Origin of the sequence: Aeromonas sobria (genome assembly GCF_050266975.1) — a bacterium.
In the GTDB taxonomy this organism is placed as follows: Bacteria; Pseudomonadota; Gammaproteobacteria; order Enterobacterales; family Aeromonadaceae; genus Aeromonas; species Aeromonas sobria_B.
This window is the reverse complement of the sequence record NZ_JBKISU010000113.1, coordinates 1-386: the sequence shown is the minus strand read 5'-3', so window position 1 is coordinate 386 and position 386 is coordinate 1. Positions and strand designations below refer to the sequence as shown.

The following is a 386-nucleotide window of genomic DNA, read 5'->3' as shown; positions in this document are numbered from 1 at the left end:
GCATCGGTCAACAGGCGGTCGGCCTGGCCGCTCACCTTGAGGGTGTCACCGGCCTGGGCCTCGCCCGGCAGGGTCACTGCCACGTTTACCTGGCCGCTGATCTCGCTGCGGTCGATGGTGCCGTCGTTGTCGCTGTCTTCGGTGATGACCACGGTCGGCGCCGCGGTGGCAGTGGTGTCGCCCATCACCGCGCTGTCGCTGCCTTCCGGCGAGACGTTGCCTGCCGCGTCGACGATGGTCGCCGTCACGGTCAGCGCCGCGCCGTCGGCCGGACGGTCAAACTCGTAGCCCACCTTGCCAGCAAGGATATCGGCATCGGTCAACAGGCGGTCGGCCTGGCCGCTCACCTTGAGGGTGTCACCGGCCTGGGCCTCGCCCGGCAGGGT

The 386-nt window shown here is 69.7% G+C and carries 1 protein-coding gene; it reads right to left on the bottom strand.

Annotated elements, in window-relative coordinates; genetic code table 11:
• Positions 1–386 (bottom strand): hypothetical protein (locus ACLHZ1_RS20670; RefSeq protein WP_427263546.1); only part of this gene is annotated, 386 nt, incomplete at both ends.